Source organism: Streptomyces sp. NPDC020299 (assembly GCF_044387825.1).
Lineage (GTDB): Bacteria > Actinomycetota > Actinomycetes > Streptomycetales > Streptomycetaceae > Streptomyces.
Genome location: NZ_JBIRWL010000005.1, coordinates 1 through 16576, shown reverse-complemented (window position 1 = coordinate 16576; position 16576 = coordinate 1). Strand labels below are relative to the sequence as shown.

Here is a 16576-nt window from a genome sequence, read left to right as displayed (position 1 = left end):
CACATGAACGTAGATTAGAACTCTAATGCTCGTCAATGCATTAACGAATGCAAGTGAGCGAATCGATGGACGCGCCCGCTACCATGCGTGCATGACGTCCATGCCCGCCTCCGAGCGCCTCGGCTCCCACCTCAAGCGGGCCGAGCAGGCTCTCAACGCCACCAAGAACGCGGTGCTGAAACCGGCGGGCGTGACGGTCGCGCAGTACGGCGCGCTGCTCCACCTCTCCGCCAACCCGGGCATCTCGGCCGCGGCCCTGGCCCGGCTGTGCGGGGTCACCCCGCCGACCATGAACACGGTCCTGAAGAACCTCCAGGACCGCGCCCTGATCGAACGCACCCCGCACGAGTGGCACCGCAACGTCCTGGAGACCCGTCTCACGGACGAGGGCCGCGCCGCCCTGGCCGACGCGGACGCCCGCGCCGTCCGTGTGGAACGCGCCCTCGCGGCGGAGTTCACCGAGGAGGAGCGGGCGGCACTGGTGGGCCTGCTCGGCCGTTGCGTCGGCCTGCTGGAGCGGGAGCGGCCCTGACGCCCGGCGCGGTGTCGCCGCCCACCGGCCCCGCCCGCCCCTGAGGCCTCACCGGACACATGGGCACCAACCGGAATTCTCCCCTTACAGGCCGTCTACCAGGCAGTTCGGGAAAAACCCTCCTCGTCGTACGCACGGCCGAATAGCGTGCGAGGACCCGAGCCGCTCCCCCCACCTGGAGTTCCGGAATGCCCCACGGCCATACCCATGCCCGGCCGCACCACGGCGACCTGCGGCGGCTGCGACGCAGGTACCGATTACAGCGCCGGGTCACCACACTGCTGGCCCTCGGCTATTTCACGGCCTTTCTGATCCTCTCCGCGGGCCGGCCCGCCCTCATGGCGCGCCCGCTCCTCGGCGGACTGCCGACGGGTCTCGTCCTGGCGCTCTCCCACGTTCCCGTCACCTGGCTCGCCGTGCTGCTGTACGAACGCACCGCGCGGCGCTATGTCGACCCCCTGGCCCTCCGCGTCACCCGGCACGCGCCGTGGGCCGCCGGGACGGAGCGGGAGCCGCTCCCGTGACCGGCTTCGGCGAGACCGCCCGGACCTGGTCGCTGGTCGCCTTCTGCAGCGCCGTCACCGTGACGCTCCTGCTGTGCGTGCTCACCGGCCCGGACCACGACGACCTGGACGAGTTCTACACCGGATACCGCTCACTGTCGCCTTTCCGCAACGGACTCGCGATCGCCGGGGACTACATCTCCGCCGCGACGGTGCTGACCATCGGCGGAGTCATCGCGCTGTGCGGCTACGACGGTGTCGTCCTCGCCGTCAGCACCCTGCTGTCGCTGCTGGTCCTGATGTTCCTGCTGGCCGAACCGCTGCGGAACACGGGCCGGTTCACCATGGGGGACGCGCTGGCCCGGCGCATGCCCGGACGGTCGGTACGGATCGTCGCCTGTGCCGTCACCATCACGTCGCTGGTGCCGATGATGCTGGTCCAACTGGCGAGCACAGGGCAGCTGCTGGCGTTCATCCTCGGCTTCTCCGGCACCGCCATGAAGACCGGCTGCATCGTCGGGGCCGGTGCGTTGATGATCGTCTACGCGGCCATCGGCGGGATGCGGGGCACCGCGCTGCTGCACATCCTGAAGATGGTGGCACTGCTGGGATCCGGTGTCGCCATCGCCGTACTCGTGCTGCGCACCTTCGACTTCAGCCCCGCGGCCCTGTTCGGCGCCGCCGCCGACCGGAGCGGGGCGGGCGGGGCCTTCCTGCGCAGCGGTCTGCAGTTCGCCGGTGGCCCCCACCCGCGGCTGGACATGGTGAGCACCCAGTTCGCCATCGTGCTCGGCGGCGCCTGCCTGCCGCACGTGACCATGCGCATGTACACCGCCGACAGCGCGCGCCAGGTGCGGCGGTCGATGTCCTGGGCCGTGTCGTCCGTGGCCCTGTTCGTCCTCGTCATCACGGTGATCGGGGTCGGGGCGACGGCACTGGTGGGCCGCACCGGCATCGCGGCCGGGGACCCGCGCGGCAACACCGCCTATCTCCTCGCGTCGCGAGCGGTGTTCGGCGAGCACGTGTCCCGACCGGAGACCCTGCTCTTCACGGCGGTCACCACCGCGATCTTCCTCACCCTGCTCGCCTCGGTCGCCAGTATGACGCTGTCCTGCGCCAACTCCCTGGCGCACGACGTCATCGCCTCCCGCCGCTCGGGGATGACCGCGCCACGGGAGTCGGCCGTCGCGCGGGTCTCGGCGGTCGTGGTCGGCGCCCCGGTGATCGTGCTCGCCGCACTCGTCCAGCAGCGCAGCCTGCAGCCGCTCGCGACGCTGTCCTTCTGTGTGGCGGCCTCCGCCATCGCGCCGGCGCTCGTCTACAGCCTGTTCTGGCGCCGTTTCACACGCAGCGGCCTGCTGTGCACCCTCATCGGCGGCACCACGGCGGTACTGGTCCTGATGCCGGGGACCAACCTGGTCTCCGGGTCACCCATGGCGGCCTTCCCGGACGCCCACTTCAACTGGTTCCCGTTCACCACGACGGGTCTGGTGTCCATTCCGCTCGGCTTCGCCTTCGGCTGGCTCGGCACGATGCTGCCGGGGCGGCGCGCGAGGCAGGAGGCACGCGCCCGGTACGAGGCCGTCGAACCGCTGATCCTCGCCGGACCGCAGCGCAGACTCCGCTGACGGTGCGGGCAGGCGGCCGGGTCGCCGAACATGCCGCTGAGTGGAGCAATCACCGGCGTGCCGGGGTACGGCACCGCAAGCTGGACCTCTTGTGGAGATCGTGTGCCAGGAGTCCCGTGTGCGCAGGCCGCATGAGCCGAGCCGTCAGGCATGTCGTCCGCCCGCCCACCCGAGGGCAGCCGCGTCCGGGAGCGCCGGGTGAGGCACGGTCACACCTTCCGCGCGGACCGTCATGAATCGCCGGCGGGCAGCACGGCGCGGACACGGCTGCCCGCTCCCCCGGCATGGCTGCGCCGGCTCCCGGTGCTGTACCTCGCGGCCGTGCTGCTGCTCGAACCCGCCACGCCGGTGGAGTGGCCGGTGAGCTTCGCGCTGATCGCCCTGCCTCTGGTGGCCGCCTTCGCCCACTCAGCCGTGTTCGTCGGCTGCACCACGGTGTTCGCCGTCCTCTTCCAGGGTGTGCTGGCCGGCACCCCCTGCTGTGCCGGCCGCTCCGTCGGCTACCTGTGGGACCGCCACTACGTGGCCGCCTATGTGTGCACCGCCCTGGTGGGCGCCCTCGGCACCGTCCTGGCCGCTCATCGCGTCCACCGGGAGCGCACCCTCGCCGATGTGCGCTTCGTGGCCGACATCGCCCAGCGCGTCCTGCTCAGACCCGTCCCGCACCGGATCGGCGACCTCCGGCTGGACAGCTTCTACCTCTCCGCCGCCGCCGAAGCACGTATCGGCGGGGATCTCTACGAGGCCGTCCCCACCGCGTACGGGGTCCGGCTGCTCATCGGGGACGTCCGCGGCAAGGGCCTCCTCGCGGTCGAGACGGCGGCCGCGCTGCTGGGCGCGTTCCGCGAGGCGGCCCACGACGAACCCGACCTTCCCGCGCTGGCCGAGCGCCTGGAGACGAGCATGTCCCGCAGGGCGACGCAGGTCGCCGGGAGCGAGGTGAACGAACGGTTCGTCACCGCCGTCTTCGCCGAGCTCCCCACCGACGGCCACCATGTCCGCGTCGTCAACTGCGGCCACCCGCCCCCGCTGCTCATCCGCCCCGACGACGTGCTCGAACTCGACCGGGGCCGGTCGGCTCCGCCGCTGAACCTCGGCGTGCTCGCGGGCGCCCCGTTCCACGTCGACACCTATCCCGTCCGCCCAGGCGACCAGCTCCTGCTCTACACGGACGGCATCACGGAGACCCGCGACCCGGCCGGCTCCTTCTACCCCCTCCTCCAGCGCCTCCGCTCCTGGGGCCCCCTGCCGCCCGAGGACCTCCTGGACCGCCTCCACCAAGACCTCCTCACCTACAGCCACAACCGCCTCCAGGACGACACCGCCGCCCTCACCGCATGGCTCCCTCCCGACCCCGGGGGCGCCTGACCGCATCCGCCGGGGCCCGCCGCTCCCGTCCCGGTGGTTCGCCTCTAGGCTTGGCCCGTGACCAGCTTCGATCAGGCAGGCAGCGCTCCCAGGCCGCAGTCGCTGATGCTTAGTTTCTTCGGCATCCACGTCCTCGGCCGGGACACCGCCCTCTCGTCCAGCAGCCTGATCGACGTGTTCGCGCGGGCCGGGATCACCGAAGAGGCCGTACGGTCCACGCTCACCCGGATGGTCAAGCGCGGTCTGCTCGAACGGCACCGGCGGGGCCGCAAGACGTACTTCGGCCTGACCCCGCGCGCCGTGGGTGTTCTCCAGGAGGGGCACGACCGGATCTGGCACACCGGGGCGGTCAACCGGACCTGGGACGGCACCTGGACCCTGGTGGGCTTCTCACTGCCGGAGGCCTGGCGCAGCGAGCGGCACGATCTGCGGTCCCGGCTGGTGTGGAACGGGTTCGGCCCGCTCCAGAACGGCCTGTGGGTGGCGCCCGGCACGGTGGACGTACCCGAGGTGGTGGCGGAGCTCGGCCTCGACTCGTATCTGCGGGTCTTCCAGGGGGCCATGGCCGGTGCCCCGACCGAGGCGCGGACCGTACTCCGGACGGCGTTCGACGTCGAGGCCATCGCCAAGGGCTACGCGGAGTTCCTCGCCCGCTGGGGCGCGGATGCCGACGTGCCGGACGGCGGCGACGAAACGGGAGCGCTCGTACGGCAGTTGCTGCTGCACACCGACTGGCTGGGACTGGTGCGCCAGGACCCGCACCTGCCCGCCGAGCACCTGCCCGAGGACTGGCCGGCGGGCCGGGCGGAGCAGTTGTTCCAGACACTGGCGCGACGCTACGAGGGGCCGGCCCGGCGGCAGGCGGCCGGCACCTTGGACATGATCAGTTCGGGCGCATCGCAGGAGTAGCCCCCCGCACGGTGACCGGGCCCGCGGCCGAGTTCAGGCGCGGGCCCTCGTCGGCATGCCCGCGAAACGCTCGCACGTCGATCGACATTGGGCACTCTATTGACCGTGGTCGAAAAACTGCCCTACATTCACGGCACGCTCGCCGCTCACCCCGCACACCCGCCGCTCACAGGGGAGCCACACGTGTCCACTGCCACGACCAAGCACTCCGACGCCGCCGTCCGCGGACCGTCCGGAGGGCTGCCCGCCGGCACCCTCGTCGCCGGCTGTTTCGCCGTCTGCCTGGCCCAGATCGCCCTCGCGATGCCGGCCACCCTCAACGGCCTCTTCCAGGAGGACCTGCACCCCATAGGCTCACAACTGACGTGGATCTCTGACGCGTTCCTGCTGCCCGTCACCGTCCTGGAGCTGACCTTCGGCGTCCTCGGCGACCTCTTCGGACGCAAGCGGCTGCTGGTCGGCGGCGGCGCCCTGCTCGTCGTGGGTGAGGCCGTCGCCGCAGCGAGCAACGGCATCCACATGCTCTGGGTCGGCCAGATCATCGCCGGTCTGGGAGCCGCGGCGCTGTTCCCGACCTCGCTCGCCGTGATCGCCGCGGGAACGCACACGGCCCGCGACCGCGCCCGGGCGATCACCATGTGGGCCGCCGCCCTGTCCAGCGGCGGATTCGTCGCTCCCGTACTCGGTGGCATCACCGGCAACTACGGCTCCTGGCGCTGGGCCTTCGTCGTGGTCACCGGCCTGGCGCTGGTCAGCACGGTGCTCAGTCAGCTGCTGGCACAGAACTCCAGTGCCCCCGAGGGGCGTTCACTCGACCTCGCCGGGCAGATCACCATCGGCGTCGGTATGTTCGCCCTGCTGTACGCGGTGATCCAGGGCCCGGCGGACGGCTGGACCGCGACACCGGTGGTGATCGCGTACGTCGTGGCCGCCGTCTTCATCGGGCTGTTCCTCGTCGCCGAACGGCGCGCCGCCTCCCCGCTGCTGCGTCTGGACCTGTTCACCAACCGGGCGTTCGCGGTGGCCTCGTTCGTGGCCGTGGTCGGCATGTTCAGCTACCTGGGCACCGCCTACGCCACCAGCATCCGGCTCGGTCCGATCCAGCACCAGAGCCCGTTGCGCGGCTCCTTCGCCTTCATCCTGCTCAACTGCTGGACCCTGCTGCTGATGCCGCTGATCTCGCGGCTGCTGGAGCGGGTGAGCGCGCGCTGGGTGCTCGGCTCCGGGCTGGCGCTGATGGCCGCGGGCGACTTCGCCGCCGCCACCCTGGACGTCGACGACCTCGCCCTGACCTCCCTGATCCTCCCCATCGGCCTGGTCGGCATCGGCTTCGCGCTCACCGTCTCCTCCATCACCGCGACCGCCGTCAACACGGTGGAGGTCCACTACGCGGGCATGGCCAGCGCGTCCACGAGCCTGCTGCGCGACTTCGGCTTCACTCTCGGCCCCGCCGTCATCGGGGCGATCGCGCTCAGCCACGCGGCCGACGAGTTCCACCAGAAGCTGGCCGCGTCCGACCTCGGCGCCCAGGTCAAGGCGGCGGCCGGACAGGTCGCGGCCGAAGGCGGCCCGCTCGCCGTCAACTCGGTCCCCCCGGCTTCCCCTCCGGGTGGCGCCGCCCCCCTCGCCCTGGAAGCCCTCGGCAACGGTTACACCATCGGCTACGTCGTCTGCGGCTTCGCCGCCCTCGCCTGCTGCCTCCTCAGCCTGGTCGCCCTGCGCGGCAAGGGCGGCGAGGAAGAAGCCAAGGCCGGCATCACCGAGGAAGAGGAGCCCGCGGCGGCCTGAGCGCCGCCGCACCCCTCGCCGCCCCGTTCGTTCAGCCGGCCTTGCGGGCCACGCCCCCGTAGAAGCCGATCTCGCCGGAACGGGGCGGCGGCGGGGTGTCCGGGCGCCAGAACGGGACCTGGGCCAGGCCGGGTTCGAGCAGGTCGAAGCCGTCGAAGAAGCGCTCGACCTCGGCGCGGGACCGCAGGTTGAGGGTGGCGGTGGCGTTGTTGTAGACGGCCTGGGCTCCGCTGCGGTCGGCGAAGTCGCCCGTGGCGTGCGACAGCACCAGGAAGCTGCCGGCCGGCAGCGCGTCGCGCAGGGTGGCGACGATCTGCTCGGGCTTCTCCGCGTCGGTGAGGAAGTGCAGGACGGCGACGAGGAGCAGGGCGACCGGCTCGTCGAAGTCGATGACCTGGCGGACGTCGGGGTGGTCCACGACGGCCCGCGGGTCACGCAGGTCGCCGAGCACGATGCTGGTCGTGCCGGAGCGGCTGAGCAGCGCGTTGCCGTGCGCGCTCACGATCGGATCGTTGTCGACGTACGCCACGCGCACGTCCGGCGCCGCCTCCTGCGCGATCTCGTGCACGTTCGGCGAGGTGGGCAGCCCGGTGCCGATGTCGAGGATCTGGCGGACGCCGCTGCCGACCACGTACCGGACGGCGCGCCGCATGAAGGCACGGTTGGCCCGCACACCGATGCGCACCTCGGGTGCGGCGACGGCGAGCGCGTCGCCGGCCTCGCGGTCCACGTCGTAGTTGTCCTTGCCACCCAGCAAGTAGTCGTAGATCCGCGCGGGATGCGGCCTGCTGGTGTCGATCTCCTGCGTGTGGAAGCCGTCCTGCGTCACCCTGCGCTCCTCTCGACGGACCGCTGCCACGGCCCCCTCGCCCGCGAACGGATCACGACAGTTTCCCACATCAACTACCGTGCGCATGCCCTGAGTTCCCGGGAACTCCCGGACCCTCCCAGGAGTTACCGTGACCGAACGTCTGCGGAATTGTCCGTGGTTCGTAACAGGCGGATCCCTTGGTGCTCTACTTCCGTCCTGATCAATGCACGAGATAGACAGAGACGGTGAGGGCGGGGCGGACATGGCACGGCATGGCGGACGGGGATGGCACGGTCGGGTGTTCGCGGCGGCGCTCGGTGTGACGGCGCTGGCCGCCGCCACCTCCGCGTGGACCGCGCAGGCCGGTTCGGTCGGGTCGCACGAGGGACGCCCGAGTGCGTCGCACCACGGCTCGGCGGACGCCGGGTCGAAGGGCCACGCGGAGAAGCCGGTGTCGGTGGAGATCGCCCACGCCTCCGACCGCGGCGCCCGGGGCGTGAACATCACCATCGACGACGGCCCCGACCCGACGTGGACGCCCCAGGTGCTGCGGGTGCTGAAGGACAACGGCGTGAAGGCCACGTTCTGCATGGTGGGTACGCAGGCCCAGGCCCACCCCGACCTGGTCAAGGCCGTGGTGGCGGCCGGACACCGGCTGTGCGACCACACCGTCTCCCACGACACCACCATGGACCGCAAGTCCGAGGCGTATCAGTCACAGCAGATCCTGGACGCCGAGAACATGATCACCAAGGCCTCCGGGGGTGTCCGGCCGCTGTACTACCGGGCTCCGGGCGGCGCGTTCACCCCCTACAGCCGCAAGCTCGCCGCCTCGCACGGCATGCGCCCGCTGGGCTGGAACGCCGACTCCAAGGACTTCGAACGCCCCGGTACGGCCGCCATCGTCACCACCGTGAAGAGCGAGGTCTCCAACGGCCCGACGCTCCTCTTCCACGACGCGGGCGGCGACCGTTCCCAGACGGTCGCCGCCCTGCGCGAGATCCTGCCCTGGCTGAAGCAGCAGGGCTATTCCTTCGGCTTTCCCGTGCGCTGAGCCCGGCGGGTCACCAGCGGTACCAGCGGCCCTTGCGGCCGCCGGTATCCGCCGTGCGGACCACGAAGCCCAGCAGCCAGACGACCAGCACGATCACGGCGATCCACCACAACGCCTTGAGTGCGAAACCCGCACCGAAGAGGATCAGAGCCAGCAGCAGAACGAGAAGCAGGGGAACCATAGTTATCAACCTCCGTCGCTTCTGGTGCCCTGCGAACGGGGGAACACACAGTCGATTCACCTGGTTTCTTCACCGCGTCTGCGGGCACCGGACGGAGATCCTTCACCGTGCGCGGGGTCAGCCGAGTCCCAGGGTGCCGAGGGTCTGCTGGGCCATGTGTGACTCCCCGAGGGCGTTGGGGTGGACGGGGACGATGTTGGTGCCGAAGAGGAGCGGTTCGACCCAGCGGGTCCCGACGGCCGCGCAGGCGTCGTGGCCCTCGGACGCCTGGGAGAAGTCCACGAAGGTGGCACCGGTCTCCTCGGCGGCCCGCTCGACGACGGCGTTGAGGTGCGCCTCTATGCCGCGCAGATAGGGCACGTCGCCCGAGGCGATCGGCAGCTTCGCGTAGCAGGACGGGTCGGCGGTCGCGGGGACGATCCACGGGTAACCCAGCACCGCGACTTCGGCGTCGGGCGCCGCGGCGCGGACGCTGCGCAGGGCGGCTGTCAGCGCGGGGTAGGTCTTCGCGTCGATCTGGTCCTCGAACGAGCTGCCGTTCTGGTCCTTGCAGGGGCTGCCTCTTCCGCCGCTGAGTACGCCCGCCGTGCCGCAGGCCAGTACGGCGTTGATGAAGGTGCCGTTGTCGTTGCCGCCGGCCGTGAGCGTCACGAGGTCGGTGTCCGGCCCGAGGGCGTCGTCCTGCGGCGGTACTCCCGGGTACTGGGACTCGGTGAAGTCCTTGGTCTGCGCGGCACCGCAGGTGACGTCGGTCAGGTCGGCGCCGGTCCGGGCGGCGATGACGTGGGGGTAGTTCGCCGTGGAGCGCAGGCAGAGCAGGTTGGTGAGGTCGATGGGCAGCACTCCGGAAGCGGCGCTGTAGCTGTCGCCGAGGGCTGCGTAGCGCAGGGGTGTGGCGGCGTGTGCGGCGGGGGCCGTGAGGCTGAGGGCGACGGCACCCACGGCCGCGACTGACGCGTTCATGACATTGCGAAGGGCATGCATCGGCGTATGCTCTCTTCTCGGAAGGTGGACGCGGTGCCTGCGGGCATGGCAGTGCCCGCAGGCGTACGCAGGGCGAGAGTTCAGCGGCTCGAGCAGCGAAAGTGCCGAGGAGCGCGGGGTTACCGCACGTACCTACTGATAGGTAATGTGCGGCCACTTGGACACCGCGTCAACGTTGTTGACCGCACTTCTTCAATCCCGTACGCGATATGCCCATGACGAACGGGCCGGCCTCCAGGGTGCACACCCTGGAGGCCGGCCCGTGGCCCGATCGACGGAGCGGGACTAGCCGCTCGTCAGCAGCCCCTCGCGCAGCCTGGCCAAGGTGCGGGAGAGCAGGCGGGAGACATGCATCTGAGAGCAGCCGAGCCGGTCACCGATCTGTGCCTGGGTCAGTTCCTCCACGAAGCGCCAATGCAGGATCTGCCGGTCGCGTTCGTCGAGGGCGGCGACGAGCGGTGCCAGGGAGTGGAAGTCCTCCACCAGCCCGAGCGCCGCGTCCTCGGAGCCGATGAAGTCGGCCAGTACGCTCTCGCCGTCCTCGCTGTTGTTGATCGCGGCGTCGAGGGAGGAGGCGTTGTAGCCGTTGGAGGCCAGCCGGGCCTCGATGACCTCGTCCTCGCTCAGGCTCATCAGCTCCGCGAGTTCCTTGGCGGTGGGGGTCCGGCCCATGCGGCTGCGCAGTTCCTCGGTGGCGCGCGCCAGTTGGACACGGGCTTCCTGGAGACGGCGGGGCACGTGCACGGCCCAGGAGGTGTCACGGAAGAACCGCTTGATCTCGCCGACGATGTAGGGCACCGCGAAGGAGGTGAACTCCACCTCGCGCGACACCTCGAACCGGTCGATCGCCTTGATCAGACCGATCATCCCGACCTGGACGATGTCCTCCATCTCCTCCGGGCCACGGCTGCGGAAGCGGCCGGCCGCGAAGCGGACGAGGGACATGTTCATCTCGATGAGTGTGTTGCGCGCGTACTGGTGTTCGTGTGTGCCCTCTTCGAGAACCGCCAGCCGGTCGAAGAAGAGCCGGGACAGCTCACGCGCGTCCTTCGGTTCCACAGCGGTCGGCTCGGCGATCTCCGGCAGTCCGCCCGTTGTCTGCTGACCGGTGTTCCTGACCGTCGCGACCGTCATCATGCCCCTCCCCCGTCGGAGTCTCCGACGTGTGTTCGTAGTACCGATGAGCGGCGGCTACCCGGGTCCGCTTCGGATATGCAGCGTGCGCGTCAACCCGTTTACTGAATGCCGGGCACGACTCACAGCCAAATGGGTGTACTCGCCCGTATCATCTGTCGCCCAAAGAGACTTGGTGAGTCGCCCGAAGGGGCGCAGTCACCGGTCACAACCCGAGGAGAGTGCCGCCACATGCCCGAGAACACCACTCCCGCCACCGAACTGACATCGCAGTACATCACCCAGGTAGCCTCGGACCTCGAGCAGAACGTCAAGGAGCAGGAGCGCGTCAGCGAGGAAATCACCGCGCTCCAGGAGCAGTTGGCCGTTCTGCAGCACGACCACACGGTGCTCGTGAACATGCGGCAGGCCCTCGGCACGTCCGCGGCGCCCGTTCAGCCGGCGGCCAAGTCCGCGACGGCCACGGAGACCGAGGCCCGTACGGCGGAGCCGGCCGCCAAGGGCGCGGCCAAGCGGACGCGCGGCAAGGAGGCCACCGCCGGCCGGGCGCGGAGCAAGGCCGCCAAGCCGGCCGCGAAGAAGTCGGCCACCGCACCCGCCGCCGCGAAGAAGTCGGCCACCACGCCCGCTGCCAAGAAGCCGGTCACGAAGACCGCGGCCGCCAAGAAGTCGGCGACCACCGCCCCGGACGCCAAGCCGTCGCAGCCCAAGCTGGTCGAGCTCGTCCGCGCCCAGCTCGCCGGGCAGAAGGAACCCCGTTCCGCGGCGGAAGTCGCCACCTCCCTCGGCGACGCCCATCCCGGACGCGACATCAAGGTGACGGTCGTACGCTCCACCCTCGAGAACCTCGTCGCCAGGAACCAGGCCCAGCGCAGCAAGCAGGGCACGTCCGTCTACTACACCGCCACCGAAGCGGCCCCGGAGACGAAGGCTCCCGACAAGGCCGCCCAGCCCGAACCGGCCGGCGCCTGACCGGTCGGCCGGCCCCGCCCAGGCGTCCTTGCGAAGAGTTCTCGGTGCGAGCTTCGTACGGGTTTGAGGTGGTCGATCGCGTCAAGGTGGACTGTATGGGCCAGTCGACACGAGAGATCGAACGCAAGTACGCGGCACCGGCGGCGGACGACATGTCGTGGCTGTCCGACCTCGCCGGTGTGAGCACCGTCGCGTCGCTCGTCGACCGCGGGGTGCGGGACCTGGACGCCGTCTACTACGACACCGCCGATCTGCGGCTGGCACGCAGCTCGGCGACACTGCGACTCAGGACGGGAGGCACGGACGCCGGCTGGCACCTCAAGCTGCCCCTGGCCGGCGACAGCCGCGAGGAGATCCACAGTCCGCCGGCCGACGAGGTACCGGAGGAACTGCGCGAGCTGGTGCTGGCCCGGACCCGCGGTGCGCCGCTCCGGCCGGTGGTACGCATCCGCACCACGCGCTTCGTTCGTGAGCTCGCCGACACCGGGGGCGGCGTGCTCGCCGAGCTGAGCCTGGACACGGTCCGTGCCGACTCACTCCTCGACGAGGACGGGCACGCCGTGTGGACGGAGATGGAGGTCGAGCTGGCCGAGGGCGGCGATCCGGCGCTCCTGGACGACGTGGAGAAGGTGCTGCACGAGAACGGCGTGGACCGCGCGCCGTCCCCGTCCAAGCTCGCCCGCGCCCTGGCCGAGACGGCACCGGCGAAGGAGGCCGCCCCGGAGCCGCGCACGGAGGTCGTGCCCGGTTCGGCCGGCGAGCATGTGCACACGTATCTGCGCACCCAGGCCCGGGCGCTGGTGGACCTCGACCCGGACGTGCGTCGGGGCGCGCCGGACTCGGTGCACCGGATGCGCGTCGCCTGCCGCCGTCTGCGCGGCGCCCTGCGGTCCCACCGTCCCCTCCTGGACCGCGAGGTGGCCGACCCCCTGCGCGGGGAGCTCAAGTGGCTGGCCGGTGAGCTGGGCGCGGAGCGCGACCACGAGGTGCTGGCCGACCGCCTGGGGACGGGCCTGCACGAACTGCCCGACGAGCTGGTCCTCGGGCCCGTCGCCGCACGTCTGCGGGCGTGGGACGTGGCCCAGCGGGACGCGACCCGCCGGCGTACCCTCGCGGCACTGGACTCGCCCCGCTATCTGGACCTGCTGGACCGGCTCAGCGAGCTGACCACTCGCCCGCCGCTGCGCGCCAAGGCCGCCCGTAAGCCGAGGAAGGTGATGGCCAAGGCGCTCACGAAGGAGTTCGAGCGGCTGCGGCGGCGGATGGACCGCGCGTTGGAGCTGCCTGAGGGGCCGGAACGCGACACCGCCGTCCATGAGGCCCGCAAGGCGGCCAAGCGGCTGCGGTACGCCGCCGAGACGGCCCGTCCCGCCCTGGGCAAACCGGCCCGGCGTCTCGGCAAGCGCGTCAAGGCCGTGCAGAAGGTGTGCGGCGATCACCACGACGGTGTCGTGGCCCGGGACACGCTCCGCCGACAGGCCGTCGCGGCGAACGCGGCGGGCGAGGCCGGGTTCACCTGGGGCCTGCTGCACGGTCAGGAACGGGCCGCCGGTCACGCGCGGGAGCAGCAGTTGCCGACGGTCTGGCAGCGAGCCTCGGCTCCGCGGCTGCGCAAGACACTGCGGTAGGGCCTGTTGCGAAAGTCCCTCCCCCATCGCGGCGGGCGCCAGGCCCGCTCTTCGGGCGGACGACGGGACTTTCGCAAGAGGACCTGGCGGGAGGAACGCCGGGGTCACTGGCGCTTGGCTCGGGGGTGGGGGAGCTGCTCGCGCGCGCTGCGCCAGCCCGACCGTGCCTGTTCGACCACGTTGTCCCACTCACGGCGGACCTCGTGCTCCGACGGCCTGAGCCCTTGCCGGATGCGCACGAGCTCGTCGCGTACCTCCCGTCCCACCGCCGCGGACGCCACGACGACGAGCATGACGGCGAAGAGCGCCGAGATCATCGCGAAGACGGCGCCCACGGTTCCGTAGCGTGCGGCGTAGGTGTCGAACAGCCGCGGCAGGTAGACCGTCGCCCCCACTGCGTACACGGCGATCAGCACCGCCGCCACGACGGCGAAGGGCAGCAGGTCCCGCCGGCCGATCCGCTTCGCCGAGAGGATCCAGCCGCTCCAGACGAGGAAGAGGACGGTCACCGGCGCCTCGCACGTCGCGGCCGGCAGGCCCAGCCGTCCTGGGGGCAGGGCCGCGTAGATCCATCCGAGGACCGATGTGTAGCCGATGACGGACAGCAGCCACTCGAGGCCGTTGCGCGTGTTGCGCACGCTGAGCGGTTTGAGCTCCCAGGTCTGTTCGAAGAGCCGCTGTGCCGCACGGGCGAAGCTGAGCGCGGAGATCACCAGGAACACGGCCCCGACGGCACCGATGCTCTCGGATTCGCCACTCGGGGAGGAGAAGAGATCCTTGACCGCTTCGGCGCCCGCACCGGTGAGGTCGAACCGGCTGATGATCCCGTCCGCGATGTCGTGGCTCAGGGCACCGCCGAAGACGGCGCCGGCCAGGATGCTCAGCGGAATCAGGGCGGTCAGGGCACTGGAGGCCAGGGCCATCGACCGGTCGAATCCCACGATCCGCTGGAACCGGTAGACCACACGCAGCGCGAACGCGGGGCGCAGCCAGAACGTCAGCGTTCTGATGACGCGTTCGCGGCGGTTCACGGCGCGAGCCTAACGGGCGGTCAGCCGGCGACGGGGGAAGACGCGGGCCGGCTCACCCGGGTGCCCCGGGAACGCCCGGGTTCACACTGATGGATTCTGATCATGTACACGTCTATTGACGCATGCATGACGCAAGTCTAGCTTCTGGGAAAGCGCTTTCTGTGCCAGTGACGGGAAACCCCGGCGCAGCGCGCGTTCACGCACTCGAACAGACCCACGTTGCCGCACACAACCTGGAGACGAACGATGCACCTCAGACCAGTCATCGCGTCCATCGGCCTGCTGGCCGGCACGGTCGTCGCACTGTCCGGCACCACCGCGCAGGCCGCGACCACACGCTACGAGGCCGAGAGCTCCCCGGCGGTCTGCACCGGCACCATCGACTCCGACTGGACCGGCTACTCCGGCAGCGGATTCTGCAACGGCACCAACGCGACCGGCGCCTACGCGCAGTTCACCGTGAACGCCGCCGGCGCCGGCACGGCGACGCTGAACATCCGCTTCGCCAACGGGACCACCACCGCCCGCCCGACCTCCCTCGTCGTCAACGGCTCCACCGTACAGAGCCCGTCCTTCGAGACCACGGGCTCCTGGTCGACCTGGGCCACCAAAACCCTGACCGTGCCGCTCAACGCGGGCAGCAACACCATCCGCCTGAACCCCACGGCCTCGGGCGGCCTGCCCAACATCGACTACCTCGAGGTGGAGGCCAACGGCAGTACGACCCCGCCGACGAGCGGCGCGCTGTACGTGGCGCCGAACGGCACCGACGGCGCGGCCGGGACGCAGTCCGCGCCGACGACGCTCACCTCGGCGATCAGCCGCATCGCCGCTGGTGGCACGATCTACCTGCGGGGCGGGACGTACAACTACTCGTCGACGGTCACGATCCCGGTCGGCAGCGACGGCACGTCCGGTGCCCGCACCACCCTGTCCGCCTACCCGGGTGAGACGCCGGTGCTGAACTTCTCGGCGCAGAGCGAGAGTTCGTCGAACCGTGGGCTCCAGCTGAACGCCTCGTACTGGCATGTGTACGGCATCACCGTCGAGCACGCCGGTGACAACGGGATCTACGTCGGCGGCAGCAACAACGTCATCGAGCGCACGGTGACGGCGTACAACCGCGACAGCGGGCTGCAGCTCGGCCGGATCTCCTCCAGCACCCCGAGCAGCCAGTGGCCGTCCAACAACCTGATCGTGAGCGCCGAGTCGCACGACAACGCCGACTCCGACGGCGAGGACGCCGACGGCTTCGCGGCCAAGCTCACCACCGGCACCGGGAACGTCTTCCGTTACGACGTCTCCCACAACAACATCGATGACGGCTGGGACCTCTACACGAAGACCGACACGGGCGCCATCGGGCCGGTGACCATCGAGTACTCCCTCTCCTACAACAACGGCACGCTCTCCGACGGCACCGTGAACGCCAACGGCGACCGCAACGGGTACAAGCTCGGCGGCGACGACATCGCGGTCAACCATGTCGTCCAGCACAACATCGCCTACCACAACGGCCATCACGGGTTCACCTACAACAGCAACCCCGGCACGATGGCCGTCTCGAACAACGTCGGCATCGACAACGCCGAGCGCAACTTCTCGTTCGACAAGGGTACTTCGGTGTTCCGGAACGACACGTCGTGCCGGTTCGCGGTGAGCGGCTCGAACGACAAGACCGTCGGTGACGTGGACAGCTCGAACCAGTTCTGGAGCGGGTCGAACGGTTCGCGGTGCTCGTCCTACAGCGGTGCGCTGGGCTGGTCCTACGCCGGTGACGGCCGGCTCGTCGTGACCTTCGGGGGGTCTCCGGTGACGCCGTAGCCCGCGGGGGCTTGATCGGGGGGGGCGTTTCCCACCCGCCCACCCGTGACGGCTGACTGGAAGGTCGCCGCCCCTGGGGCTCCGCCCCAGACCCCGGGGGTTTCCCACCCACCCACCCATGACAGCCAACTGGAAGGTTGCCCCACCCTGGGGCTCCGCCCCAGACCCCGGCGGGGACTGCGTCCCCTGCACCCCTCGCGGGGCTCCGCCCCCGCACCCCGGCGGGGGC

The 16576-nt window shown here is 70.6% G+C and carries 15 protein-coding genes; 10 read left to right on the top strand and 5 right to left on the bottom strand.

The genetic code is table 11. From position 1 onward, the window contains the following. Nucleotides 1-91 precede the first annotated feature (91 nt). The 6 genes from ACH45E_RS14420 to ACH45E_RS14395 all read left to right on the top strand — a co-directional run bounded on the left by ACH45E_RS14420 (nt 92) and on the right by ACH45E_RS14395 (nt 6728). Complete coding sequence (locus ACH45E_RS14420) at nt 92-532, top strand: MarR family transcriptional regulator (RefSeq protein ID WP_361439096.1); 441 nt, start codon at nt 92-94, stop codon at nt 530-532. Between the two features lie 188 nt (nt 533-720). Continuing rightward, nucleotides 721-1056 (top strand): DUF485 domain-containing protein, encoded by a 336-nt coding sequence (locus ACH45E_RS14415; protein ID WP_399040708.1) that lies wholly within the window; start codon nt 721-723, stop codon nt 1054-1056. After that, nucleotides 1053-2663, top strand: coding sequence for a cation acetate symporter (locus tag ACH45E_RS14410; protein ID WP_361439098.1), 1611 nt, complete (start codon nt 1053-1055; stop codon nt 2661-2663). The genes ACH45E_RS14415 and ACH45E_RS14410 overlap by 4 nt, the downstream gene beginning before the upstream one ends. Nucleotides 2664-2861: 198 nt before the next feature. Continuing rightward, nucleotides 2862-4031, top strand: a complete 1170-nt coding sequence (locus ACH45E_RS14405) for a PP2C family protein-serine/threonine phosphatase (RefSeq protein ID WP_361439100.1) — start codon at nt 2862-2864, stop codon at nt 4029-4031. A gap of 57 nt (nt 4032-4088) precedes the next feature. Then, complete coding sequence (locus ACH45E_RS14400) at nt 4089-4940, top strand: PaaX family transcriptional regulator C-terminal domain-containing protein (protein ID WP_361439102.1); 852 nt, start codon at nt 4089-4091, stop codon at nt 4938-4940. 183 nt (nt 4941-5123) lie between these two features. Next, nucleotides 5124-6728 (top strand): MFS transporter, encoded by a 1605-nt coding sequence (locus tag ACH45E_RS14395; protein WP_361439104.1) that lies wholly within the window; start codon nt 5124-5126, stop codon nt 6726-6728. A 31-nt stretch (nt 6729-6759) separates the two neighbouring features. Here the strand turns inward: ACH45E_RS14395 and ACH45E_RS14390 are convergent, their stop codons facing one another. After that, the gene (locus ACH45E_RS14390; protein WP_361439106.1) at nt 6760-7557 is read right to left on the bottom strand and encodes an SAM-dependent methyltransferase; all 798 of its coding nucleotides are present in this window, start codon (nt 7555-7557) and stop codon (nt 6760-6762) included. A 244-nt stretch (nt 7558-7801) separates the two neighbouring features. On the opposite strand from ACH45E_RS14390, the gene ACH45E_RS14385 reads away from it, so the two are divergent. Further along, complete coding sequence (locus ACH45E_RS14385) at nt 7802-8593, top strand: polysaccharide deacetylase family protein (protein ID WP_361439108.1); 792 nt, start codon at nt 7802-7804, stop codon at nt 8591-8593. A gap of 10 nt (nt 8594-8603) precedes the next feature. Here ACH45E_RS14385 and ACH45E_RS14380 read toward each other — a convergent pair whose 3' ends face one another. From ACH45E_RS14380 to ACH45E_RS14370, 3 genes are all read right to left on the bottom strand, one after another. Further along, nucleotides 8604-8774: a hydrophobic protein gene (locus ACH45E_RS14380; RefSeq protein WP_132851822.1), complete on the bottom strand. Its 171-nt coding sequence runs from the start codon at nt 8772-8774 to the stop codon at nt 8604-8606. A gap of 117 nt (nt 8775-8891) precedes the next feature. Next, nucleotides 8892-9737 (bottom strand): SGNH/GDSL hydrolase family protein, encoded by an 846-nt coding sequence (locus ACH45E_RS14375; RefSeq protein ID WP_361439111.1) that lies wholly within the window; start codon nt 9735-9737, stop codon nt 8892-8894. Nucleotides 9738-10043: 306 nt separating this feature from the next. Then, a complete protein-coding gene (locus ACH45E_RS14370) occupies nt 10044-10892 on the bottom strand; it encodes an RNA polymerase sigma factor SigF (RefSeq protein WP_361439167.1) in 849 nt (282 codons plus the stop codon). 231 nt (nt 10893-11123) lie between these two features. Here ACH45E_RS14370 and ACH45E_RS14365 point away from each other — a divergent pair, with 231 nt between their 5' ends. Both ACH45E_RS14365 and ACH45E_RS14360 read left to right on the top strand, forming a co-directional pair. Next, nucleotides 11124-11864, top strand: a complete 741-nt coding sequence (locus tag ACH45E_RS14365; protein WP_361439113.1) for a hypothetical protein — start codon at nt 11124-11126, stop codon at nt 11862-11864. A 95-nt stretch (nt 11865-11959) separates the two neighbouring features. Then, a complete protein-coding gene (locus tag ACH45E_RS14360; protein WP_361439115.1) occupies nt 11960-13492 on the top strand; it encodes a CYTH and CHAD domain-containing protein in 1533 nt (510 codons plus the stop codon). A 104-nt stretch (nt 13493-13596) separates the two neighbouring features. On the opposite strand, the gene ACH45E_RS14355 is transcribed toward ACH45E_RS14360, so the two are convergent. Continuing rightward, a complete protein-coding gene (locus ACH45E_RS14355; RefSeq protein WP_361439117.1) occupies nt 13597-14523 on the bottom strand; it encodes a hypothetical protein in 927 nt (308 codons plus the stop codon). Between the two features lie 246 nt (nt 14524-14769). Here ACH45E_RS14355 and ACH45E_RS14350 point away from each other — a divergent pair, with 246 nt between their 5' ends. Further along, nucleotides 14770-16347, top strand: a complete 1578-nt coding sequence (locus ACH45E_RS14350; protein ID WP_361439119.1) for a carbohydrate-binding protein — start codon at nt 14770-14772, stop codon at nt 16345-16347. Nucleotides 16348-16576 lie beyond the last annotated feature (229 nt).